General features: G+C 64.7%; 17 protein-coding genes. 11 read left to right on the top strand and 6 right to left on the bottom strand.

Going from position 1 to position 25,223, the window contains the following annotated elements; all coding sequences use genetic code 11:
* Positions 1–9 precede the first annotated feature (9 nt).
* The 4 genes from AACG61_RS16695 to AACG61_RS16680 are packed head-to-tail and all read right to left on the bottom strand — an operon-like array spanning position 10 to position 6,322.
* Positions 10–1,323 (bottom strand): TrbI/VirB10 family protein, encoded by a 1,314-nt coding sequence (locus tag AACG61_RS16695; RefSeq protein WP_411840094.1) that lies wholly within the window; start codon positions 1,321–1,323, stop codon positions 10–12.
* A gap of 22 nt (positions 1,324–1,345) precedes the next feature.
* Positions 1,346–2,401: a DotH/IcmK family type IV secretion protein gene (locus AACG61_RS16690; protein WP_411840093.1), complete on the bottom strand. Its 1,056-nt coding sequence runs from the start codon at positions 2,399–2,401 to the stop codon at positions 1,346–1,348.
* Between the two features lie 25 nt (positions 2,402–2,426).
* On the bottom strand, positions 2,427–3,053 hold the full coding sequence (locus AACG61_RS16685) for a type IVB secretion system apparatus protein IcmL/DotI (RefSeq protein WP_411840092.1): 627 nt from the start codon (positions 3,051–3,053) through the stop codon (positions 2,427–2,429).
* Between the two features lie 8 nt (positions 3,054–3,061).
* Entirely contained in the window at positions 3,062–6,322 is a 3,261-nt protein-coding gene (locus tag AACG61_RS16680) for a CHC2 zinc finger domain-containing protein (RefSeq protein ID WP_411840091.1), read from the bottom strand.
* Positions 6,323–7,407: 1,085 nt separating this feature from the next.
* Between AACG61_RS16680 and AACG61_RS16675 the strand changes: the two genes are divergently transcribed.
* The 9 genes from AACG61_RS16675 to AACG61_RS16635 all read left to right on the top strand — a co-directional run bounded on the left by AACG61_RS16675 (position 7,408) and on the right by AACG61_RS16635 (position 17,379).
* Positions 7,408–7,785, top strand: coding sequence for a hypothetical protein (locus tag AACG61_RS16675; protein WP_411840090.1), 378 nt, complete (start codon positions 7,408–7,410; stop codon positions 7,783–7,785).
* A 74-nt stretch (positions 7,786–7,859) separates the two neighbouring features.
* A complete protein-coding gene (locus tag AACG61_RS16670) occupies positions 7,860–8,228 on the top strand; it encodes a hypothetical protein (RefSeq protein ID WP_411840089.1) in 369 nt (122 codons plus the stop codon).
* A 90-nt stretch (positions 8,229–8,318) separates the two neighbouring features.
* Positions 8,319–8,705 (top strand): hypothetical protein, encoded by a 387-nt coding sequence (locus AACG61_RS16665; RefSeq protein WP_411840088.1) that lies wholly within the window; start codon positions 8,319–8,321, stop codon positions 8,703–8,705.
* 98 nt (positions 8,706–8,803) lie between these two features.
* Positions 8,804–9,532 (top strand): hypothetical protein, encoded by a 729-nt coding sequence (locus tag AACG61_RS16660; RefSeq protein ID WP_411840087.1) that lies wholly within the window; start codon positions 8,804–8,806, stop codon positions 9,530–9,532.
* Positions 9,533–9,542: 10 nt separating this feature from the next.
* Positions 9,543–11,012, top strand: a complete 1,470-nt coding sequence (locus tag AACG61_RS16655) for a hypothetical protein (RefSeq protein WP_411840086.1) — start codon at positions 9,543–9,545, stop codon at positions 11,010–11,012.
* Between the two features lie 20 nt (positions 11,013–11,032).
* Complete coding sequence (locus AACG61_RS16650) at positions 11,033–14,110, top strand: hypothetical protein (protein WP_411840085.1); 3,078 nt, start codon at positions 11,033–11,035, stop codon at positions 14,108–14,110.
* A 41-nt stretch (positions 14,111–14,151) separates the two neighbouring features.
* Positions 14,152–15,198: a hypothetical protein gene (locus AACG61_RS16645; RefSeq protein ID WP_411840084.1), complete on the top strand. Its 1,047-nt coding sequence runs from the start codon at positions 14,152–14,154 to the stop codon at positions 15,196–15,198.
* 19 nt (positions 15,199–15,217) lie between these two features.
* Entirely contained in the window at positions 15,218–16,627 is a 1,410-nt protein-coding gene (locus AACG61_RS16640; protein WP_411840083.1) for a hypothetical protein, read from the top strand.
* Positions 16,628–16,842: 215 nt separating this feature from the next.
* On the top strand, positions 16,843–17,379 hold the full coding sequence (locus AACG61_RS16635) for a hypothetical protein (RefSeq protein ID WP_411840082.1): 537 nt from the start codon (positions 16,843–16,845) through the stop codon (positions 17,377–17,379).
* Between the two features lie 73 nt (positions 17,380–17,452).
* Here AACG61_RS16635 and AACG61_RS16630 read toward each other — a convergent pair whose 3' ends face one another.
* Positions 17,453–19,813, bottom strand: a complete 2,361-nt coding sequence (locus tag AACG61_RS16630) for a transglycosylase domain-containing protein (RefSeq protein WP_411840081.1) — start codon at positions 19,811–19,813, stop codon at positions 17,453–17,455.
* A 6-nt stretch (positions 19,814–19,819) separates the two neighbouring features.
* Positions 19,820–20,317 (bottom strand): hypothetical protein, encoded by a 498-nt coding sequence (locus AACG61_RS16625; RefSeq protein WP_411840080.1) that lies wholly within the window; start codon positions 20,315–20,317, stop codon positions 19,820–19,822.
* Positions 20,318–20,454: 137 nt separating this feature from the next.
* Here AACG61_RS16625 and AACG61_RS16620 point away from each other — a divergent pair, with 137 nt between their 5' ends.
* Together AACG61_RS16620 and AACG61_RS16615 are read left to right on the top strand one after the other, a co-directional pair.
* A complete protein-coding gene (locus AACG61_RS16620; protein WP_411840079.1) occupies positions 20,455–23,274 on the top strand; it encodes an ATP-dependent helicase in 2,820 nt (939 codons plus the stop codon).
* An 8-nt stretch (positions 23,275–23,282) separates the two neighbouring features.
* Positions 23,283–25,220, top strand: a complete 1,938-nt coding sequence (locus AACG61_RS16615) for a hypothetical protein (protein WP_411840078.1) — start codon at positions 23,283–23,285, stop codon at positions 25,218–25,220.
* Positions 25,221–25,223: the final 3 nt, after the last annotated feature.

Here is a 25,223-nt window from a genome sequence, read left to right as displayed (position 1 = left end):
GGATTTCAATCAAGGTTTTTCAACGGGGTCCACGATCAGGATACCGAGAGGATACCCGTCACGCAGGATGATCTTCGGGCCCTTGGGGGCACGTGCCAGAATGTCCGAGGAAACCGCACCGGCAGCGTTCGAAATGCCCGAGTAGAGGCTCTCTTTTGCTGATGCGGCGCTGGAGACGATCTGAGTGTTGTCGCCGGTGCCGATGACGGTCTGCTCCCGTTCGGAGGCGCTCTCAGCATATCCCGAAATGAATGCCGCTGCAACGATCGGCGCATAGCGAGAAACGTAACGGCGTTCCACGTCGCTGGCCACCGCCGTCTCTGCCGTGGCACCGTCGACCGCGAATGCGTTGATCGCGATCACCCGGTCGTCCGGCAGGGTCATGTTGGTGAATGCGACCACCATCCGGGAGGAGCTTTCCGCCACCTCGAAGGTGCCGGTCAGCCGGGCGCCCTTGTATTCACCCGAGACGATCTCCGCCATGATGGGCGACTTCGCGTCGGAGTTGACGCTGGTCAGTGTCTCCGCGTAGAGCACGTCGCCCGGACGCAGCAGCAGTTCGGCAACCTCGGTCTCGTCGGGACCGGAGCCGGCGCCGTCGCCCTGGCTCGCGCCCGCGTCGCCCGCAGCCGCCCCGGCATCTCGATCAATCTCCGCGACGCCCGCACCGACCGTCATGGTCTTCGGGGTAAAGGCCTCGGCGAACGTCGCCATCTGGTTCTCCATCGAGGCCAGGTAGGGGTTCTCCGGCACTTCCTGCCCGTCGACATTGTCCGCATTGGCCGCGGTCGCGGCCGGTGCGCTGCTCTGGGCTGCCACCGGGATTCGCTGCGGCTCCGGGCGCGGCGTAGCCTCGACCGGGCGGGGCAGGGAGCGGCGCTCGACCGCGCGGGGCTGCTCCGGTGACGGCTCCGCCGCAACGGCGGTCTCGGTTTCCTCCTCGGGGATCTCGACCACCTCGGTGATCGGCTCGACCGGGCGCAGGACCACCTCGGGGGTGGGGACCGAAGTCACGCCCAGCTCGGCGGCCCGGTCGGCGCGGTTCGCGTTCATGTCGCTCAGGCTCTGCTGGTAGGCCGCACTGTCGCCCTGGACGGCGCCCCCGGGCGTCGAGTCCAGCTCAGCCGCGCGGGGGGCGATGCTCGGTTCGACGACGCCCTTCGAGCCTTGGAAAATCGTCAGGCCGATACCGATCATGAGGATGGCGATGAGGCCTGCGAATTTCGCTGAAGCCGGGATCGCCGGCTTGCGCTTGCGAGGGGCGGGCGCCGCCTCGATCGAGTCGCCCTCGGGGATCTGGTCGAGTTCGTTGCTGTTCGACATTGGGAGTTACCTTTCGACCCGATCAGGGCAAGACGATGTCGGCGCGGGTGATCTGGCCGTCGATCGAGAACAGGGCCGCGGAGCTCTTCTGGATCTCGTAGACACGGACCCCGTCGGGGCCGGACATGGACGACACCCAGCTCGGCCCAAGCAGGGGATTCTTCGTGCGGATGAACAGGCTGTCGCCCATCAGCCATCCGCGGGCATCCGCGCCCTGGATTGCAACGGGGCGCGCCTCCTTGGGAATGTCGACGCCGGACAGGAACTGCAGCAGCGCCTGGGATCCCGCCTCTCGCACAGTCAGGTTGCTCGCTGCGGTGTTCGCGCTGGCGTTCGGGCCGGCGCTCAGGATCTGCACGTCATGGCGGAAATGCGCGCTGGTCTCGGAGATGCCCACCCGCATGACGACCGGTTTCGGCTCGTCGCGCAGCACCACGATCAGGTTCGTGAAACCGATCTTGGAGAGCGGCGTCATCGCGAGATTGTTCTCGCCGAGCGGGACCACCTGGAAGTTGTCTCCGGCGCCCACGACATATTGGGAGATGGGCCAGGGTTGGCCTGTCACGTCATAGAAGCCGATGACGGATGCGATGCCCGAAGCCAACGTGATCGCGGGCGGCGTCTCGCCTGGCTCCAGGCTGATGAAACCCGCGTCCACGCGGACATCGGGTTCCGCGCGCTCATGCAGTGCGCGCTGGTTGTCGTCGAAGATCTCCCGGTAGCGCCGGATCATGTCCGGGGTCATGGGGAAGTTCTTCTCGATGGCCTGGTTGAACCCATCCACCTTGTCGGCGTTGACCGTGTGCCCGTCGGTCATGTCCGGGATTTCCTTGCCGGCCGCGTCGACCTTGCGGGCCACCGGCGCCTGCACGGTCCCGGTCGCGGGGGCTTGATCTGCCTGGTCGGGAGAGACCGCCCCAACAGCCATGCCGCTCGTGGAGGGCACGTAGCCGGAGAACATGCCTCCCTGGCCGGCGATGCTGTCGGCGGGGGTGGCGCCCTCCTGTGCCAACAGGGGGGATGCACAGGAGAGGATCGCGATGATCGCGATACCGGAACGGAGACCAGTTTTCATCATTTCGGAATTCCAATCTGTTCCGGGATTACTTCACGAGCACGCGGGTGATGCCCACGCCGCGCGAGCTCTGCCAGGTCGGAAGGCGTGTCACCTGGACCTCCGCCATGCGGTTCTCCGTGCTCGTCTCCGAGGAGGACTGGTAGGTGATCGTGATGGGAACCTGAATGACCCAGCTGAAGCGGCCGGTCGCATCCGGACCGGATTGCACGATGACCGCGCCGTTGGCGACGACCGAGGAGATCAGCCGGCGGTTGCGGACGAACTCGAGCATGCCCGAGCCCTCGATGGCGGCGAGGAAGTTGTTCCAGCCGTCCGGACGTTCGAAATACTCGGAGGAGGAAGCAAGGTCCTGCCGCCAGTTGACGAAGTTGAAGGTCAAAGCCTTCGTGATGGCCTCGACCGCGAAGTTGGTGACCTGACCATCGTTCAGATAGGGCTCGGTCACCGCCACCAGCGGAATGATGCCGCCGTCCTCGCGGGCGATGAAGTATCGCGCCTCCGGCTTCTGGCTCATCGACCACCAGGCCGCGCATATGGCGACGAAGGCGGCGATGCTTGCGACCAGGGCCACGGCCGCCATCCGCGTGAAGCCGATCTGCCAGGTTTCATGCCGGGATAGGGCGGCGCGCGATACCCCAAACCTGTCTTTCATGCTCATCCTCAAACCCCGATGGAGAAATGCTTCAGCGGCACGATGATCGAACGGGAGGTGCCGAACCCGGCTCCGAAACGAACCGGCTTTCCCATTTTCACACCATCTGCCTGATGCATAACATCCGGGTAGGATCTCGCATAAGGGGTTTTCTCGAGGATCTCGGAGATCGGCGCCGCTTTTTTGTGGATAAGCACCGAGGTTGCCACCTCACCCTCGCTCGTCGGGCTTTCCCCGTTGGATGGGCGCATGCCGAGACGGGCCAGGATCTGACGTGCATCCTTCTCGCTGATGAGGACGTCCTCGTCAGGATGGGGGCGTCCGCAGGCGATCTCGACCAGGGTCCCCAGCTGCTCGCTGCGCGCACCCGCGTTGCCGTTCCCGTCCAGCTTGACGCTGTGCGCCATGAGGATCTGGAAGATGCGGGTGTGGTCCTTGTCCTCGACGATCTCGTCGTTCATCTCCAGAAGCTCGTTCATCACTTTGAAATCCTCGGAGATGAAGTCGGTGGCCTCCACGAGACTTTCGGGATGCTTGTCGCGCAGCATCAGCCAGCAGCCGGTCGCGAAGGTGCCGTAGCTGTCCGCGAGGCGTCGTTCCAGGCCGAGTTGGCACAGGGCGTGAACCATCAGCATGTAGGTCTTGTGGTAGTCCTTCGCGCGAAGGACCATGCGGCCGATCCAGCGATCGCAGAACTCGTCCGTCAGAAGCTCCATGGCCGGACGTTCGATCTCGTCGGCAAAGGCCTCGTGCTTGCGGCCCGAGGCCAGCTTGAGCCGCGCGAAGCGCGAGTTGTCCGCGGCCTTCTCGAGCTGCGGGATGATCGAGGTCATCAGGAATGTCGAGGCGATCGAATAGTAGCGCTGGCTTCCGCCGCCCGCGACGCCTTGGGCGACCACGGAATTGGACTCGGTTGCGGAGTGCCGGGCAAGCCGGATGATCGCATCCATCCGGGCGCGATCGTCACGGCCATCGCCTTCCGCCTCGTCGAAGATGACCGGAACCGAACGGCCAGACAGCATGTTCCGGATGCCGGACTCCGAGGAGTTCGAAAGGACGTTGACCAGGTAGTCACCCAGAGCCGGCCGCACCAGGTTGTGCGCCACCCAGGACTTGCCCGATCCGCGCGGTCCATCCAGCCACATGTGGGGGCGCCATTTCAGGATGCCGCAGATCGGCGCGATCGCGATCCACCCGAAGAGGGCCAGAACCGCCAGCTGACGGTTCTCCTCGCGCCAGTCGAGCTTGCGGATGATGTCCAGGTAGGCCCGTGGCTCCGGCGAATCCGCGGTGAAGGGATCGATGACGTTCGGATTGCGGGCCTTCGGGCCGACCGAGTAGCAGTTCTTGCCGTTGAAATCCTGCAGCGGGACGATGTTGGCCCCATCCACCAGCAGACGCGATCCGGTGTTGAAGACGACGGTGCGGCCGTCCAGGCGCGCACCTTGGCTGCACTGAAGGCGCGGATCCCATACGCCGGCGCGGTAGGAGGCTTCGATGAGCGTCGAGATGGCGGCTTCCCAGCCGACCTTGATCACGCCCTGGGAATTGGCGCGCTCCGGAAACATCTCGAGCCACCAGCCGCGCGGCGCGAGATGAAGCAGCGAGCTCGGCTTCATCTGCGAGGCGTTGAGCTCGAAGACCTGCCCGGAATCCACGGACATGAAGTAGTTGGCACCGCTCAGGTAACCCAAGCAGCGAAAATGCGGGTTGTGCTCGGGATCGACGACACGCGGATCTTCGATATCGTCGTGTCCGGCATCGTCGGGATCGATGATGTCCGTCTCATCGATCGACTCCGGCTCGGGCAGGACATCCTCAGGGGTCAGGGGAGCCTCGATGTCATCGAAATTGAGGCCACAGGTCATTTCATTTTTCGCAATCATGATCTCAATCCAATCCGTATCGTCATTGTCGTCTTGCTGGCTGGCCGGATCCCCGGCCAGGTCAAAAGGGCGAGCCGTCTCCGGTGCCTCCTTCGCGGCAGCAACCCCGTCATTCCCGGGTTCATCCTCTCTCAGCGTGAGGGCCTCATCAGGGACGCGGGACGAATTTCCGCGGATCCAGGTCATGACTCTCTCCGGGGACCAGTTCTCCTTCTCCGCGTCCGCCAGGTCCCATCCGGATTCGACGCCCTCCGGCGGAGCGATGCGGCCGGTGATCACCGGCGTAGCGCAGTTCTCGTCGATCAGGCGCTGCCGAAAGGCGCTCAGGACCTGCATGACAGCGGATTCGACACGATCCTCCTTCGTCCCGTCCGGACGCTCGAGGAGCTTGTCGGCATCAGGCCAGGTCACGAAGTTCACCGTGCGCTCCAGGCCGGAGATCACCTCCACGAGCGGCTTCCAGTCCGCATAGATCGCCGATTTGGATCCACCCATCGTGGTAACGACCAACCAGGGTGCTCCGGGGATCTCCGAGAGCAGGCGCTTGGCCGCATCCCGGGTCTTCTCGCCCTCGACCCAGAGGATGTTCTTGCCGCCGGCGGCCGCCCATTGCAGGACATCCTCCATCCCGAATACCGGCTTAGCCTCGCCCGCCGCGGGGCCCACGGAGACCCATGCCACCTGAGATCCACCATGCTCCTGCTTCTCCAGAAGCGTCTTCGGGCAGGGGCCGGAAGGCGGGAGCAGACGTGCGGGAATGAAGAACTTCTTGTCCCGCCCGACGACCCGGAGGATGGCCATCAGCAGCTCACCCTGCAGATTCCGGTATTCATGGACCATCTCGGGGCGATAGCTGCGCTCCTCGAAGGTCTTGTCGCCATACATGCCGCCATTGTTCCACATGCGGAACGGACGTCCGGCAAGCGGCATCCTCGTGCCGGCATCCGCGACGATCAGGCCGGCCGTCGCCAGATGGCCCGGCGCCACGCGGGGGCTCGCGTCGGGATAGCGGTGGATCTTGCGCGCGGGCTGGGACTTCGATGCAGCTCCCCGGCGCGCGGCGATCTTGCGCAGGACGTCGGGCACCTCGATGTTGGCCTGGTCGGCCGCGAAGATCATCTGATTCTGGAAATCGAGATTCTGCGTATCTCGGACCAGCGTGAACACATCGCCCTGCGCGTTGCACCCGGCCCCGAAGCAACGGTAGGTGCCACGCTCCGGGTTGACGCGGAACGACGGAGACTTCTCCACATGGAACGGGCAGCAGGCCTCGAGAATGGCGCCGCGCTGCTTCAGGCGCGCTCCGGTCAGCTGGATGATCGCGTCATCGATCGCCCACCCGGACTTGATGTCGTCGCGGAGTTTGACCCAGAGATCCCGCACCTCATCATTCGTGAAGCGGTGTCCATTATTCGCATGTGCGTTCATTTCACCAGCTCCCGACCGAAACTGCGTATGAGCCCGAAGACCAGGCCGAGCTCGACTTGCAGGGATCACAGATGCGGTTTCCGACGCCCTCGCTGAAAAACTGCTTGCTGCAACAAAGACAGGCTCTCATTTTCGCATTTGGGTTCGCGGTCTCATTCGGATCGAAGCCACTGGCAGGCAGGTGCAGCCGGGTGGCCTTGACCGCGACTGCATTTTCGTTCCGTCCAAGCCTTTCGGCGATCTCGGAATTCTTGTGCCCACTGCGGCGCATCGACTGAAGGATGTGAACATCCTCTTCGCTCCAGGCGATGGATTTGGACTTCGCGGGAGCGGGGGACGCTTTCCCGGATACCGATGCCGCCATGGGCTGCCTCACATCAATCAGACTTCATTCATCGAGGTGGATCATATTCGCAGTATATGTGAAAACGCAAGAGAGGTTGCACAGCCTTGTGGCTCGTTTCCCTTACAGATCTTGTTACAAGCATGATTTTCAATGGGATTTCATATTTATACGGAAGAGTCCCTCAGGGTATGATGAGCTTGGAAAGCCCGTTTTTGGGCAAATCCGTCCTGAAGGCGGTCGCTCGCGCCTGGATCGGCCTCCAAAATTTTCCAACGAAAACAGGCGCGTAACGCCGTCACACCAGCGTGACGCACCGCGTTGCGCAGTCAAGTCACTGATTCTATTATGAAAAGATAGTGATTGTTTGTATGTTACAAGATAGATGGAGAGATGAGTATATACGCGCATATACGCATGCACACATGCAATACACTTCCCCACGTGACGGCGTTACAGCGTTACACTCCAGACATAACTGATTATTTTCAATGCTTTGCGCGTTACGCCTGGGCGTATGAAGGGGGTTGGGGGCGTCACATCTCGGACAGACGGCAGCGGTGAGGCGCCAGCCCGAGGTTGTCCACAGTCATGAGGGTAACGTCTCTCATTCCGTAATGGAGATTTCGCAAATTATTGCCATAATATCGCTGAGCCCACGCCGTGACGGCCGAGGGTGAGGATAGGGATTTTCCAGATGAAACTAGCGCATATCAGGACGGCTGCTGGCATCGCCACGCTGTCCATCGTCATGGCCGGTCCGGCCTTGGCACAGCTCACGGCTGGCGAGATCGCCGGAGATCTTCGCGGCCAGGTGTCCAGCGTCGGGGTCCTGATCACGGTCATCTCCTTCGTCCTGGGTGTCGCGCTGGCCATCGCGGGGCTGATGAAATTTCGTGCCCACAGCCAGAACCCGAACGATCCCTCGAACAAGATGTCGACCGCCTTCGTCCTGATGTTCGCGGGCGCGGGCCTCGTGGCCGTTCCGGCCGTTCTCGGCACCGGCATCGCGACCGTCTTCGGGACCGGAGCTCAGCAGACCAACGGAACCGGCGGCTTCAACGCAATCCGGTGAGGAAAAACGACCGCACTTGCGGACATCGTAAAAACCAGGCTCAGGAAGGGCTAACTATGTCGAAAATGAATGTCATGCGGAACCGCCACGCAGCCGGCCTGGCAACACTCGCCGCCGCCCTGACCGTTTCGGGCGCGGCCTCGGCACAGACGGTCGGTTCCATCGCGAGCAGCCTGACCACGCAGACCTCGCTGGTCGGCACGCTGATCACGGTGATCTCCTTCGTCCTGGGCGTCGCGCTGGCCATCGCGGGGCTGATGAAGTTCCGCGCCCACAGCCAGAACCCGAACGACCCCTCGAACAAGATGTCGACCGCCTTCGTGCTGATGTTCGCGGGCGCGGGCCTCGTGGCCGTCCCGGCCGTTCTGGGCACCGGCATCGCGACCGTCTTCGGGTCCAGCGCCAATACCACCAACGGCACGACGGGCTTCCGCAGCCTCTGATGCGAAACGCCTGTGCCCCGATCCAACGTTCAGGGCGCAGGCCTGCTGAAGCATGACTCACAAAACGGCAAGCTCAGGAAGGAGCTGGATATGACGAAATTCGATCTCATGCGGGCGCGGCTCGCGACGGGGGCTCTCGCCCTCATGGTGACCGCCAGCATGGCGGGCTCGGCCTCGGCGCAGACCGTCGGCTCGATCGCCACCAGCCTGCGCGGCCAGGTGTCCAGTGTCGGGGTCCTGATCACGGTGGTCTCCTTCGTCCTGGGCGTCGCGCTGGCCATCGCGGGGCTGATGAAGTTCCGCGCCCACAGCCAGAACCCGAACGATCCCTCGAACAAGATGTCGACCGCCTTCGTGCTGATGTTCGCGGGCGCGGGCCTCGTGGCCGTTCCGGCCGTTCTCGGCACCGGCATCGCGACCGTCTTCGGGAGCAGCGCCGCTACCACCAACGGCACGACCGGTTTCAATAGCCTCTGACGGAGTCCCACCTCCTCCCGGACATCTGCCGGGGGGAGGCTTAACCCATTGAACAGATTGATTGCCGGAATGGCCCGGACTGTTCCGCCGGAGGCCCCATGCTTGGCGAAATGCTGAATTCATCGCTGGTCACCATGAATCTCAGGATCGTGGACCACGCCGCAATCCTGGCGCCACAGGCCGAGCTCTGTGCCCGGGTCATGACGCGCGATCGGGAAATCTGCCATGTCTGCGGCTTCTCCGTGCCGGGATACATGGAACTCGACCATCTCAAGGGGCACAGGAAGGCAGCTGAGTCGGAACTCGCCTGCATCTGCCCCTTCTGCCACGCGCTCAAGCATCCGCTCTGGGCCGGCGCGCGCAAGCGCATCGTCCCGATCTACGCGCCGGATCTGAGCCAGGAGGACCTCAACCGCATGGCCTGGGTCGCCCTTGCTTGGCGCGGCCAGAACAGGCCGGACAAGGACCCGGTCGCTCCCGGCATCGAGACGATCGTCTCCGACATGAAGGCCCGGCAGAACCAGCTCACGAAGCTGATCGGATGCACCAGTGCCGAGGCGCTCTTCGAGGCGGTCCTCGGCCTGCAGGACCTGATCGACCGAAAGGAGGCGATTGCCGCGGCCATGCGTCTGGACCAGTTCATCAGGTTCTGGCCATCCGAGCTCACCAAGGAGCATGCCGAACTTGATCGCGGGTCGAGACTCTCCACCTGGGATATCGGCGGCTACCGCGTCGTTGCGGAGGGTGCCGCGACGGCGATCCGCGGCAGATACAATCCGGATACGGACAAGTTGCAGGCCGCCGCTGCGGCTCTCGCCGACAATTGATGGATGGCCCATGCCTATTGAGTTCCGCGACATCGAACATGAAGAACAGTCCGAGCGGGACGCCCCGTTCTCCCATGTCGGCATCATCTTCTTCGGAGAGAACGGAGAATGGTATGCCCGCCGGGTAGGCACCAATTTCGAGGCATCCGGCGACGGCGTCCCGCAGCGCCTGGAAGGCGGCCTCTGGGTCGCCGACATGGAGTATGATGAGGTCCGTGCGATCAGCAAGGAGATGCGCGGCTTGTCGATGCGCTCGGATGGCTGGTTCAAGCTCCCGATCCGACAGATCCGGAACGCCTTCGGGCTCGGTGGCCGGACAGCGGAGCAGTCCCTGCCGATCGTGGCCGCCATCGCGGACAGGGTCTACCGGCTGACCCAGGAGGCGCTTCGTGCCAACATGTCCGAGATGGGCTACAGGGCGCCGCAGGAGTTCCAGAGCGGGATGGAGCGCGCGTCCTCCCTGGCCACGGCCATCTTCACGGTCAACGAGGCCGCCATGAAGCGGAGCGGATCCTCCGAGAAGCGCGTCATCGAGCATTTCGCACGCACCTGGCAGTCGGGGATCTACATCGCCAACCGCAAGGAACCGCCTGAAGGCCACCTGAACCTCTCCTTCCACTTTCCGAGACTCTCCTATGCGCTGAACGTGACCGCGGGCGATGTCCCGGCCACATCGGCCTGGCAGATCGCCTCCCGCCCCGACGACCAGGGCGTCGAGGAGTTTCTCCAGCAGATGCGCAAGACCGGTCGGCCAGCGATCTACAAGGCCATGTGCCAGCCTGGAGAGGGCTTCGTCCCCGAGCATATCCAGGCCTTTGCCAATGGGCTCAGCTCGAGCATGGGAGATGCGCACCGGGCACGCTTCATCGATGACGAGATCCGGCTCCTGTCCCCTCACTACCGGATGATGATCGAGGGGGTCATCGCCGGGTCTGGCTGGCGCCCCTCGGCAACCGGTCAGCTCCTGCGCTGCCTGGAGGATAGCGCCGGCGGACCCGAGGCGTCCCGAGCTTCCTGGTCTGCAGGCCTCGCGGCGGAAAACATCCTGGCCTCCGCCATGCGCGCGGCGCGCAAGGAGAGCCCGGGCCAGACGGCGGAAGCGGTCTGGATCGCGGCTCGGGATCGGGCCGCGATGGTGCCCGCGATCGGCGCGCTGACCGATGTGGGCGCGATGCTGGTCTCTGCCAATTGCGGCACGATCACGGTGCGCTGTCCGGCTGACATCGAGATGCTCATGCTCATCCTCGACGCCGCGTGGGAGGCGGGCCTGCTGCTTCCGCTCGAAACCGTGGAGGAACTCCGCCGCATGGGGGTTCCGATTCCGTCCAGTCAAAGCCTCTTCGGTGGGATTTCTGTGGATTACCTGCTCTCCGCGGCTGTCCATAAGCGTCAACGTAATGCATTATGGACCCTGGACGGGATCATGGATCTTCCGCCGGACGAACGGGCGCGTCGGTTCCGGATCATCATCTCGGGCTGAGTGCGAAAAAAGGACTTCTGATGGGACTCTTGGATATCTTCGGCAAAATGTCCGCCAGCCTGCTGCAGGAAAGCATGATGGACCAGATCCGCCTGGAGACCATGGCGGATGATCGCACCCTGATCATGAAGGACGGCACGCTCGTCTCGATGATCAACGTGGCCGGTGCGCTGCGCAATCCGGGCGAGGCCGAGATGGCCCAGATGGTCAACGATCTCCGGATCATGATGGCCGCCTACTTCTCGACGCCGGGACATGCGATCGAGGTCAACTTCATGCGGGATTCCCGCTCTGCGGCCCGTTACATGGAGCGTATGGTCAACCGCACGAAGCGGGCGGCGCACAATCTTGGGCTCGACCTCGACGACGTGCTCCAGGAACGCGTGACGAACCTGTCCCAGAAGATGGTTGCCGAAATCTGCCTGATCACCGTGTTCACGCGTCCGTCCGCACTCGACCGCGAAGAGGGCAAGGAGGATGCCAGGCAGGTGGCCAAGCGCCTCGAGGGCATGCCGGCCATGTCGGGCGGGCAGGTGCCGGGCAAGGCCCTGGATACGCTTCTGACCCGGCATCTGTCGCTCGTCGACGCCATGACGAGCGGTCTCTTGCGGGTCGGTCAGCGCGCGCGCTCCCTTTCGGTCCATGAGGCGCTTCAGGAAACCCGCGCGGCGCTCTATCCGGACACCTACCCGGTGAAGGACGAATGGCACCCGATCCTGCCGTCCTGGTCGAAGGCCGGACTGGCTTCGGATGCGGTCCATCCCGGAAAGCGGGCCCTGACCATGCTCCCCGAAACCCCGGCCCAGATGGCGGCCGTCGACTACGGCAATCTCGCCACACCGACCTTCGATGCCCAGCTGGCAACGGAGGACAGCTATGTCGAGAGCTCCAAGGTGGTCAGGATCGGTGACACGATCTTCAGTGGGTTCGACATGACGCTGGCGCCCGAGGTCCTGCCGAGCTTCAACGAGCTGGTGGGCGACATCACCGCCAAGGGAATGAACATCCCCTGGCGCGCCTCCATGCGGTTGGAGTCGGGCGGCGTGCAGTCCCAGGCGCTGAAGATGATGTTCCTGTCGATCTTCACATGGGCCGCACCGACACGAAACCGCCGCATCAAGGAAGCCCTGATGCTGAACTCGGAGATCGACGGGCAGAACGACACGATCGTGCGCTTCCGGATGTCCTTCTCGACCTGGGCGCATGACGGCAACATGGAGACCTTGCGCCAGAATGCGCAGGTGGTCACCGGTGCCGTGAAGCGGTGGGGGAACTCCGGCATCGACGGCATCTCCGGCGATCCCATGGCCACGGTGCTGTCCTCGATCCCCGGCGTGACCGGCGCCGCGACCGCGCCGGTGGCCGCTGGGCCGATGCGCGACGTGCTGGCGATGATGCCGTTCGCCCGTCAGGCCTCCGCCTGGGACGGCGGCGCGGTGATGTTCCGGACCGCATCCGGCAAGCCCTGGCCCTACCAGCCCGGTTCCTCGAAGCAGAACACCTGGGTCACCGCGATCATCGGGACGCCCGGTTCGGGCAAGTCGGTGCTGATGAACGCGGTGAACTTCGCCTCCGCGATCACGCCCAACTCGGCATCCGGCGACAAGGCCATGCTGCCGCGGATCGCCATCATCGATATCGGCCCATCATCCGCAGGGATGATCTCACTCCTTCAGGAGGCGCTGCCGGCAAACCGCCGCCACGAGGTCGTCTTCCAGGCGCTGAAGAACGATCGCGCCTATGCGATCAACGTCTTCGACACGCAGACGGGCATGAGAAAGCCGCTTCCGGGCGAGCGCACCTTCCTCATGAACTTCCTGTCGCTCGTGATGTCTGACGGGGACAAGGCGCCCTCCGGCCCGATGCGCGGCCTGATCTCGGCGTCGATCGACCGGGCATACGACATGTTCCAGGATCACAACCAGCCCAAACGCTACCTGCGCAACGACCAGCCGTCGGTCGATCGCGCGCTGGATGAGCTGGGATTCGAACATGACGACGAGACCGCCTGGTGGGAGGTCGTCGACTTCCTGCATGCCGCGGGGCATGAGGCCGAAGCGGAGATCGCCAACCGACAGGCTGTGCCGACCTTGTCGGACCTGGTCACCGCGACGCAGGCCTCCCAGATCTCCTCGATCTATGCGGGCGCCAACGATCCCGAAACCGGGCAGCCGGTGCTGGCCTCGTTCCAGCGCACGATCTCCGAGGTGGTCCGCGACTACCCGCTCCTGTCCGGCGCGACGCGCTACTCGATCGGCTCCGCGCGGATCATATCCATGGATCTGATGGCGGTCACCGCGAAGGGCACGGGCGCCGAAGCGAAGAAGCGCACCGCGCTCATGTATATGCTGGCCCGCCAGGTCATGACCCGCGACTTCTTCATGGATGAGGAGGAGATCGTCGATATGGTCAAGCGCAAGGACCTTCCCGACGCCTACCTCGAGCATTACGTCCAGAAGGCACGACAGACCAAGCAGATCCCGAAGATCCTCTGCATGGACGAATTCCATCGCTGCGGCTCGATCGAGGCGGTCACCGATCAGGTCCTGCAGGATGCCCGTGAGGGCCGGAAGTTCAACGTCGACATCAAGATCGCCTCCCAGCTGATCGAGGATTTCCCGAAGGCCATCATCGAGGTGCTGTCCACCCTGATCGTCTGCAATGCAGGGTCGGAGAACTCCATCGACTACATGGACGCCATGTTCTCGCTGACGCAGAACGAACAGGCCATCATGCGTAACAACCTCACCGGCCCCTCCTGGCGCGGTGCGCCGGTCTGGGTGCTGTTCAAGACCAAGGACTTCGGCCAAGTCCGCCAGGAGCTGCTGCTCACCCTCGGCCCGGCCGAGCTCTGGGCCTTCTCGACCACCACCGAGGACGTGGCATTGCGTTCGGAGCTCTATCGCCAGATCGGCCCGCAGGCCACGCGGCGCGTTCTTGCGAACCGCTTCCCGGGGGGCTCGGCAAAGGCGGAGATCGAAAAGCGGATAACCCGCCTGGAAGAGCAGGGCGAGCGCCTGAACGACAGCGGGCGCGGCAACGTGATCGGTGATCTCGCGCGCGAACTCAAAGAACAGTCTTTCATCATGAGCCAATAAGCAGTATTGTTTTTCGCAATCATTACGACCGGAACAGGTTCATGGCCGCGAGAAAGATCAAACGCTACGCTGGGATGGCTGCCATCGGGCTGCTCCTGAATTCGGCCGGCGCATATGCGCTGGCCGTTTCCCACGGCTACCTTCCCAAGCCGCAGTTCGCGGAGCGCGTCGTCGGCCTCATGGACGATGCCCTCGAATACATGGGCATCAGGCCGAATGCCGGGGCCAGGGATGCCGAAATCCAGATCACGGAAGAGGCGGAGCCCGGCGCAGTCGATGCATGGGTATCCGACATCGCCACCGCGGGGGGCATCGGCGAGGATCCGGAACCCATCCACATTCCGACCGCGCTACCGCGCCCGCGCGAACTCAAGACCTTCGCCTTCGAGGTGACAGGCGAGGAGCGCGAAGACGTGGTTTCCGGATATGTGCTCGGTGAGGAGGGCGTCTCAGACGACATGCGGCGCGCCTGGGAGGTCCTGGAGCGCGCGCGGCGCGACAATGGCGATCCGGGCAAGGCCGCGGACCCGGAGGTCTTCAACCGTGCAGCCGGCGAGATCGGCTACGTGCCGAGCGGCGTGCGCCCGGAGACGATCCGTGCCGTGGATGCCGAAATCGGCTCGGCTGGTCACGAGGTCATCCGGGGCATCTTTGAACCCATGAGCGCGGACACCGGCGAGATCGATGGTGTCCTGATCCGCCTTCAGGGAGTCCGTGCCCCACGGCAAGGGGATACCTGCCTCAATGCGGCCGGCAGCGTCTATGACTGTTCGGGTTGGGCGTTGAACGGCCTTGCCACCATTCTCGCGGATCGCGACCTGGCCTGCGAGGTCATGGATCCTGAGGTGGCGGAGGACGGCGAAGAGGCAGAGGCTCGCGATGATGCACGTATCGGCTGGTGCAGCATGGAAATGCGCAACGGCATGCGGCGCGATGTGGGAGAGATCGCAGTCCAGGCCGGCATCGCTTCCGTCGAGGATACCGGCGGCATGATCAGCCCCTACAGTCGCGCGCAATCCGAAGCCAAGGATGCGAAGAACGGTATTTGGTCCGGGTCGTTCGTCCCGGAAATTTCCAAGGATAATTGACATGAACATCATGAGGGCCATGCTGCTCACCGCCGCGATCGTGCTGCCGGCATCCGCCATGGCGCTGCCGTTCGGCATCACCCAGGAGGAGGTCGACCGCGGCGCGATGTCGATCATCTCGGACCGCGCCGTCTCGGCAAAGGCGATCCGCAAGGGTGATGACGGCGTCATCCGCCTCTACGACGTCACGCTCAGCGGCAGCGACAAGACGCTGACGACCGACTACCTGATCCTGCAGCCGGGCGGCGGGGTCGAGACCGGGCCGGGCCGCATCGACATGGCCGCGGAAGGGAAGGGCGGGCTGTCCTTCGCCTCCTCGACCTATTCGGCCGCGGATCTGCTCGAGCGCCAGATCGGCGGACGAAGCTGCGGGTCTGAGGATCGCGGCATGGACATGGAGCCGGCCGGTGAGGCCAGCTACGTGGATCTGATCATGCGGACCGAAATGGGCATCGATGTCTCGGTGGCGGACGAAACCCGCATGGGCCGCGCCGAGGTCGGTTTCCTGGCCGGCGAGGGTGCCGACGGCTGCCTCTTTCCCGAGGAGGTCGGCCTCCGTGACGTTGAGGTCCGATCCGCTGACGGATCCCGCGCCGAGATCGGCACCCTCGACCTGTCGATCGGCATTTTCGGTCCTGCCGGGTCCGATCTCGCCGTCGAGGCCAGTCTTGCCGATGTCCGTGCCAGGCAGCCGGACGGGGCGGAGATCGGCGCGGCCGAGCAGATCCGGCTGCGCGGCTCCCTCAGCCCGGACATGGTCGGTGAGCTGATGAGGATCGCCGAGCTGCGGGGTTCGCCGGGGTTCAGCAAGGAGCTGTCCTCCGTCCTGCGCAAGGAGCATCTCGGTCTCCGTCACGAGATCCGCGGCGCCTGGGTGAATCTCGGTATCCTTCTCGGCGACGAGCAGGTCCGCAAGCTCGGCGTGGACCCGACCGAGCAGATCGCGATCGACGGCGGCATGAATGCGACCCTGGACAAGGGCACACTGACCCTTGAGATGCTGAATGACATGTCCGGACTGGCACGCGGATCGCTGAGGGCGAGCTTTCTCATCGCGCCATCCGACAATGCCATGGCCCTCGCGGGCCTTGCCGGCGCTGTTCCGGGCATCGAGGTTCTCGGGGTCATGCGCCTGGCGGCGCTCGAGCTCGACATCACGGATCTCGGGCTGCGGAGCAAGATCCGCGCCGCGACCGGCCGGAGCGCATCCGAGATCGTCAAGCAGGAGATGACGAAGGTCCGCCATCTTCCCGAGGAGATCCGCATCGCGATCGAGGCCTGGCTCGAACAGGCTGAAAAGGACGGTCGGGCCTATGTCGAGATGAGCCCGATCGAGCCGGTTGGCCTTCTGGATGTCGGCATGGCAGCGGTGATGAACCCGAAGGGCCTCGGGCGCATGCTCGAGATCACGACGCAGCACCCGGATTGAATTCCCCCCCACCCTGTAGGATTGGGCTTCGCGAGGGGAAGGGGAGGGCCGGACGGGCCTCGAACCCCGTAAACGGGCCTATATGGGCCCGTTTTGCATCAGCAGATACCCTATATTGTGGATTACCAGCTGTTGCGGGCCATTCCGGATTGAAAGATTACGGACCCTCCGCTACATTGATATGTGAAAAGCTATATTGAATTCAGGAAGACGTCATGACCCCGGGGAAAAACGCGGCCGAACTCGAGGACGGCCAGATCGCATCGCTCTGGTCCATCGCCTTCCTGGTGGGGGAAAACGCCGTCGAATTCGAGCGGATGGCGGACCTGCTGCGCCCGGAAATCGGTGACATCTACACCGGCCGCATGCCGCGGGTGACAAATGTCGCCAGTGCGATCGCGGAAGGTCGGCTGCAGATCCTGGGCGCCGAGGATGATCCGATCGGCCTCAACGACATGCTCGGGATCATCGCGACGATCGCGCTGCACTCGCGCTTGGCGCGGAGCAAGTCGGCAAGGATGGCCGTCCCGGGCTTCTGCGTCCGCACCGAGGCCGGCATCCGTCCGGCCTTCCCCCTCGAGCACCTGGCGCCGATCTGCGGCCTGGCTCACAGGCGGCTGGCCGCCATCCTTGCTCCCATCGCCCAAGATGGCGTGGTTCGGATGGTGCGTGACGCGGACGGAAATGATGCGGTCGTCCTCAATGACGGTTTCGTCGATGACGGCAACACCAGACGCTTCATGCGCTACTGATCCGGCACGAACCGCCTGCCAGATCCGGAAGGCCCCGCCGTCAGCGGGGCCTTCTTTCTTGCATGCTCGGGTCTCAGCGCATCATGTCGAGCAGATCCGCGTTGCGGTTCGGGTTCACCTCGGCGGAGGCCGCCGGGGCCTGGCTCTCGAGCGCGCCCCAGAACCCGTCGATGCTGCTGGGTCCGCCGGCGGCGGCACCGCGGCTTGCCGGCGCGGTCACGGGCCGGGCCGGAGGCGGCGGGAACTGCGGGGTGTAGGATCCGGCCGGGGCGGCAGTGGCCGGGGCCGGGCGGCCTTGGATCCCGCCGCCATGCAATTGCGGCGGCCATCCCATCGACGAGCTCATCGTCTTGTCCAGGTAACCGTTCTCGTCGATGAGACCCGCATCGAAAGCCCGCTTCAGGATCTCGGCCGCGATCGGGGCGGCGGCTGATCCGCCGGCCATGCGGTTGGGCAGGGGCGTGTTGTCATCCTTCCCGATCCATACCCCGATGGCCAGCTGCGGGGTCACCCCCACGAACCAGGCGTCTCGCCAGTTCTGTGTCGTGCCGGTCTTCCCAGCGATAGCGACCGGGCTCTTGGCGAATGCATCCGATGCGGTGCCGCGCACGATCACGCCCCGGAGCATTCCAAGCAGGTCCTGCAGACTCTGGCGCCCGGCGACAGGACCGGCGCGACGGAAGTCCTCCGGGATCGCATTGCCGAAGCCGTCCATGATGCCCTCGATGGCATGGGGCTTGCGCGGCATCCCGTCGTTGACGATCGCGCCATAGCCGGAGACCAGGTCCCGGAGCGTGGTCTCCGTGGCGCCCAGCGCGGATGAGGCACGGCGCCGCATGCCGCCCGGCGCGTAGACGCCGGCCGTCTCCGCCCGCGACGCCATCTCCTCCGGGCCCAGACGGTCGATCAGCCAGGCCGCAGCCAGGTTCGAGCTGCGCTCGAGTGCCGAGTAGAGGCTGATGCGGCCTGATTGGCTGTGGTCGTAGTTGCGCGGACGCCAGATCTCCCCCGCGCCGACCCGGTAACTGTGCTCGATGTCATCGACAGGGCTGCCGGCATCGAACCCCATGCCCAGGGCGGCAAGCCAGAGAAAGGGCTTGATCGCGGATCCGGGCTGGCGTCTCGCACGCGTCCGGTCGAACTCGGTCAGCCCCGGATCCACCCCACCCACCGTCGCGAGGATGCGCCCGCTGCGCGGATCGAGAAGCACGGTCGCCGCCTCGATCTCCGTCGGGACGCGAATGCCCCAGCTGTCGTCATCCAGTCGGAGGACGGGGACGAGATCACCGGTTCGGGGCTCGTATCCGGGATGCGGATCGCTCAGTTCCACGGATTCAACGAGACCCGTCCCGGCCACGAGGAGATCCCAGCCCTCCTTTCCCGGCCCGAGGATGAGCCCGCTGTTGTAGGGCGTTCCGGATGGAAGGGTGGCGCGCAGATCGCCAGGCAGCTGCAGCGGCTCCGGAAGGGCGCGGATCTCGGCCAGGCGCTCGGCATCGACCTGTGCGACCTTCCTGACCGGAGAAACCTTGCGGATCGCTTCCGCGAGCACCTCCTCGGCGATGGTCTGCCATTCGGGAACGATCGTCAGGTTGACCGTTCCGGTTTCCGGGACCAGCGTGCGCTCATCGAGATCTGCGACAGCGGCACGGCGCTCCCATCTGCCGCTGGCCTCATGCGTGTCCGGTGCGATTGCGCGGATCGGCTCGGACACCGCCTCGGAGAGTTCGGACTGCGTGATCCAGCCGAGCTCATGCATCTTCCTCAGGATCGCATCGCGCCGCGTCCGGGTGATCTCCGGGTTCTTCCAGGGGTCGTAGAGCGCCGGCCCCTTCAGCATTCCGGCAAGCGTGGCGCTCTCGGCGAGGGAGATCTGGTCCCAGGTCTTTCCGAACCAGGTCTGCGGCGCCTGCATCGCGCCGGTGAGACCCCGACCATACCAGGCGCTCTGCAGGTAGCGGCGCAGGATCTCCGGCCCCCCGAGGCCGGCATGAAGCCTCGTCGCGGCCATAGCCTCGACCAGCTTGCGTTCGAGGGTGCGTTCGTTGCCGATCATGGTGTTCTTGGCCAGCTGCTGGCTGATCGTCGATCCGCCGCGCAGCGTCCCGCCCAGCGTGTCGCGGAGCGCGCCCGCAACCCCTTCCGGATCGACGCCGCCGTGGAGCATGAAGCGCTCGTCCTCGGCGGCCAGCACCGCATTGATGAAATTCGACGGCAGCCTGTCGAGTTCCAGCCTCATCGGCCGCGCCGAAGAGATCCGCCCCATGGGCGTTCCATCGAGCGCGGCCACCTGGACCGCGTATCCGGGGCGGGCCGCGTCGCTCACGTCGAGCGTGACGGCCTCGGGAACGCTCAGCGGCCCGAATGGACCGGTCGCGATCGTGCCGACCAGGCTGATCGCCAGGTTGGTCAGGGAATAGATGCCGGCAGCCATGATCGATCAGCTTCCCGCTCGTTCGGTCTCGACGGTCTCGCTTTCCCAGATCCGGCTTGCGTCCTCCCCATCGATCGCGGGCGACGGATTGATGCCCGTGTAGCCGATGATCGCGCCACGGATGAAATCGGCCGGGCGGATATCGAAGGCGTCCATCTCGCGGATCAGGCGCAGATGCATGTCTTCTGGGATCCAGACGATCGCCTTGCGCCAGGCCGGACCATCGGCACGGGTCATCCGTTGTGCCCGCATCGAGCTGGACTGAGCCGCATTGACCGCCTGTTCCATCGGGCCGCGCTGACCCTCGTCGAAGGTCTTGAGGATGGCCGCGCAGATCAGGCGGACGACCTTCGAGCGGTTGGCGTTCAGCGCATCGACCGCCCTTATCATCTCGTCGGTCATCTTCACGTTGACCGACTTCATCTTGCCGTTTGCGGAATTCGTCACGGCAGCCTCCTGTTTGATCCTGAATTCGCAACCGATCTCATCGGCATGGGGCAGCATAGACCAGCGAGCAACTGTCATCCTATTTGTATTTCGCATCATTCGGCCAAGTATGTCGCATTATTGGGGAAAACCTCGATGATATTTCGCATATCTGATGTAGCTTGAGCTCAACGAGCTGGAGACGCAGGATGTCCATGAACCCGATCGAATACCTCAATAGCCTCTCCGGGGAACAGAGGGACGCCGCGCTGACCGTGTCGGACCCGGTATCGATCCTCGCCTGCGCCGGTTCCGGAAAGACGCGGACGCTGATCGGACGTTCGATCCACCTGATGCTCCCCCAGTCGATGGGCGGCATGGGCGCCGATCCCTCCTCCCTCATGATGGTGACCTTCACCAACAAGGCGGCGCGCGAGATGCGCGAGCGCATCAAGCCCGTCATCGAGAGCATTCGGGAGACCCATCCCACCGTCACCGGCGAGCCCTGGATCGGAACATTCCACGGTCTCTCGCTGCGCATCCTGCGCGTGGAGGCGGCCCGTGCGGGTCTCGGCCACAACTTCTCGATCTTCGATGAATCCGATGCGGCCAGTCTTGCCAAGGAAGTCTCCGAGAATCTCGAGCTGCAGGAGTTCGACGTGGACGACTTCTTCTCGGATCTCGAATACGCAAAGGCTCGGCTCTATTCGGCCGAGATGCTGTCCCAGAAGGCCTTCGACCTGCATATGGCGAAGGAGTTCGACGAACCCATGACGCCGGGACTTCAGACCTGGGAACGCACGCTTGCGCGGTTCAAGACGCAGGATTTCCCGCGCATCTACACCGAATACCAGAGCGCGCTCACCGAGCAGAACGCGGTCGACTTCTCCGACCTGATGAACCGGGTGACGAAGCTCTTCCAGTCCGACAGCCAGGTGCGCGATGCATGGCGTTCCTCCTTCCGCCATTTCATGGTCGACGAGATGCAGGACATGAACCGGGCCCAGGTCGCCTGGCTCGAAATGCTGACCGATGGCGGGCGGGTCATGCAGATCGACCGGCACGCGGACGACAATCAGCACAGCAACGCCAATGACGGCATGCACCAGATCAACGGCTACCGGGTTCGGGCCTTCCCGCGCCCCTCGATCGCCTTCGTCGGCGATGACGATCAGTCGATCTACGCCTTCCGCGGATCGGACCCCTCGATCATGCGTCTGCTGGGTGAGCGCAACGACAACCTGCAGCTCCGTTTCCTGAATGAATCCTACCGCTGCCAGGCCTCGATCCTCAAGGTCGCCGATACGCTGGTGGAGCGGAACATGAACCGCCAGGACAAGCAGATCCGCGCGGCCGATCCCCGACGCAGCCGCTCGGCCGTCCACATCGAGAAGCACAACAAGCCCGAAGACGAGATCCGCCGGATCGTGGGAGAGGCGAAGGCCCACATCGCGGGCGGCGCTGACCCGTCGCAGTTCGCGGTCCTGACCCGGACCCGTGATCTGGCCAAGCATGTGGCACGCGCGATGCGCGCCGAGGGGCTTCCCGTCACGGAGGGGAAGGCATCCGACATCCGCAAGACCGCCGAGGTCAAGGATGCCATGTCCTTTGCGGGCTTCATCTCGAACTCGGACGCGGAGGTCTACCTGCGTCGGATCATCAACAAGCCCGCGCGCGGACTGGGTCCCACCTCCATGGCGAAGGTGGGCAAGAACGCCAAGCTCAAGGGGACCAGCTTCATCGAGGAGCTGCGCACCGTCATGATGGACCGCATCGTCATCCCGGATGACGGCGAGATCTACCCGAAGGCCTTCAAGTCTAACATGGTCGATTTCGGCCGGCTCGTCGGGGAGATGCGCACGCGCGCCCGTGCCGCTCCCAATGCCGCCGAGGCGATCCGCGAGATCCTGGAGGCATCCGGTTACCTGCCGGACATGCGCGCCTCCGCGCTCAAGGCCTCGGGCCTGAAGCCGGACTCGGTCAGCGCCACCTCTCCCCGGGAATTCCTCGTCGAGCTGATCAACATCAATGACGAGCTGAAGGACAAGGCCGCGAGGGACACGCTCGAGCTGGGTTCCGAGGATCTCGCAGACAAGGCCGGGCAGCTCTCGGAGGCCTCGCGCCGCCTGGGCAACATCGCGCTGCTTCTCGAGCAGGCGGAGCCTCATGAGAAGCTGGACGATTTCATGCAGGAGGCGACGCTCGAGATGAGCGAGAACGCTCAGGCGGCCGGCATCCAGGTCATGACGATCCACGCTTCGAAGGGGCTCGAGTTCGATCGGGTCCGCATGCCCTTCATGATGGAGGGCGTCTTCCCGCACAGTCGCGCGATCGAGGAGGGCGACGACTCCATCGAGGAGGAGCGCAGGCTGGCATATGTCGCCCTGACCCGTGCCCGCGAGGATGTCCGCATCTCCTATTCCTGGAGCGTGAACGGCTCCTTCATCCGCGCCCGCAATCCCAGGCCGTCACGTTTCGTCGAGGAGATGCGCGAGGCGCCGCGCCAGGACGTCGGCCACACCGTGATCCGGCACTCCACCGATCCGATCTACCGCAACGGCGCGCTGGTCAGGATCGCCGACACCATGCCAGTGAGGCCCCTCGCGGTCCGGGCGGAGCAGGACGTCCCGACGACTGCCGATGCGGCTCGCGACCTACGGGGGAGATCCGCCCAGCCGGCACCCGCCCAGCCGGCACCCGCCCAGCCGGCCCCGGCACGGCCTGCTCCGACCAAGGCCGCTGAGCCCGCGCGGGCCAGCCAGAGTCTCGGCGGGCTGATCGCGGGTCGGCGCAAGGCGCCCGGCCGAGATGAAGCGGCGCCCTCTGATCCCTTCTCCGGTCAGGTCGCCGCGCCCGCCGCTGCCCAGCCCGATCTCTTCGGGGGTGGCGGGGTTCCGGAGATGCCGGATGACGATCGCCTCGCGCCGTTGTCGGATGCGGATTTCGAACGCATGTATGCCGGAATAGATGATGCGAATTTCGCCGGTATGGACGACTATCCGGAGCAGAACCCGGATTACGAGCCAGAAATGTGAGGATGGTCATGAGCAGATTCAGCAGGATTGCCCCGAAGCAGGCACCGCAGTCGGACCAGGACCTCGATCAGGGCCTGACCCTGTCCGATGTCGACATGGCCCGGCAGGCTCAGGTTCAGTCCGATGCAGCCGCATTGGATGAGGCCGAGCAGCTCCGCGCCTTCGATGCGGCCCGGGTCAGACGCGAGGCGGCAATGCTCGCCGAGCCGGATGCAGCCGCCGCGAGGGCGGAGGCATCCGTGTCGGTGGCACCCGCCCCGGCACCCCATTCGTCCCCTGTCGCGAAACCGGAGCCGTCGGGCGCCGAAGTGGAGGCACCCGCGCCCCAGGCCGCCGGCACCGCCCCGCAGGCCGGACCCCGCGATGCATTCGCCGAGGCCTCCGATACGATGAGGGCCGTCCTTCCTCGCATGCCGCGGATCGATCGTGATCCGACACCCCAGATGGTCATGGCAGCCTACCGCGAGCTGAAGGACAGCTTCGCAGAACTGCATGGAGACCTGCGTATCGCCGCCGGCGACTTCGCGACCGAGGTCATCGGTGTGATCATGTCGGCCAATCCGGGCGCGGACCCGGCCACCAAGGCCGCGGCCGCGTTCCGCCAGAACATGGGCCTGGCTTTCGTCGCGGGAGCCATGTCGCTCCTTGGCGGCAAGGGGGCTCGCACCACATTCGACGATCCCGAGATCGACCGGATCATGGCGGAGCATACCGAGCGCTTCACGCAAGCCCGTGCCCGGCTTTACGGCGACCCGGCTGCGGCTGCCGCCGCGGGTCCGACATGGGACGATGCGCGTGCCGTGCCGCTGCGCCTGATCCGTCCGGACAGCCCAGGGGAGGATTCCGCACCGCGGGCCGACTATGCGGGAGATGCGGTGATCACCAATGGCGACCCGGCGATCGGGACGCTCGACCCCGAGCTGAGCGCACAGACCCCGCCGCCGCCGCCCGCGCCGGCCAACAGTTTCGAGGCGCGCTTCCCGCAGGTGCCCAAGGGCTGGCCGAGGATGCAGGCCTGGCCTCAGCAGCCGGCCTACGACCTGATGAAGGCGAACGATGCCGGTGATGCGGAGATCGCGGAATACATGAAGTTCGTCGCGGAGCGGAACGCCAAGATGGCACGGCGCGCGGAGCAGATCATGGCATATCTGCGAGAGCACAACGATCCGCAGAAGATGCAGCTCCTGATGGGCGGAGTTGCCAGCTTCCGCCGCACCAGGCGGGAGCGGTCGAACCAGCGCGACATCGACCGATACGGCGATGATCATCACGGCATCAAGTGGGCCATGCTGCTCAATGACGACGTGAAGGCCAATGCGCTAAACATCACCGCCTCCTGGGGCTTCAACACCGCCGCCACGACGGATGGTGGCGTGGTCGTGGCGATGGACGACGGCATCCGGTTCCAGAAGATTTCGAAGCAGGCGATCCAGCTCGCGATGCATGAAGGCATGGCCCGTGGCTGGGGCAGCTTCAACATGGCCGGCAACAAGGAGTTCTGCCAGGAGGCCATTGCGGTCGCCCGCAGCATGAACATGCCCGCCAAGATCACCGAGAGATACGGTCCGCTGGGCATGTGGAAGCGGGTGCATCACATCACCCCGGCGCCCCCCGGAAGCAACGAGGCCCCGAAGGTCGAGACCGAGGACCTGGGTGCCGGACCGAACCCGTCGAGCACCACGACGCCGGACGGGACCGACCTGCGCAAGGCCGGCCCCCTCGCGCCGCCGCGGCCGGATGCGCCCAGAACGACCCGCGCCATGCGGGTGGAGGCGGACCCGGCGCGCGATCTGCCCGAAGCCGATCCCTCGGAGCCCTTCGAGGGCATGGACCCCCGCTCGCTCGTCGAGGAGGATCCCGATGAGGAAACGCATCTGCAGATGGTCAATACCGGAACGCCGAGGCCCCGGACTGCCGCAGATACGAATTCCTACGATCTCGGTTGAGCG

Origin of the sequence: Paracoccus sp. ME4 (assembly GCF_046736325.1) — a bacterium.
GTDB lineage: Bacteria > Pseudomonadota > Alphaproteobacteria > Rhodobacterales > Rhodobacteraceae > Paracoccus.
Note: the sequence above shows the minus strand (reverse complement) of the source record. Positions and strands in the feature narration are given on the sequence as shown.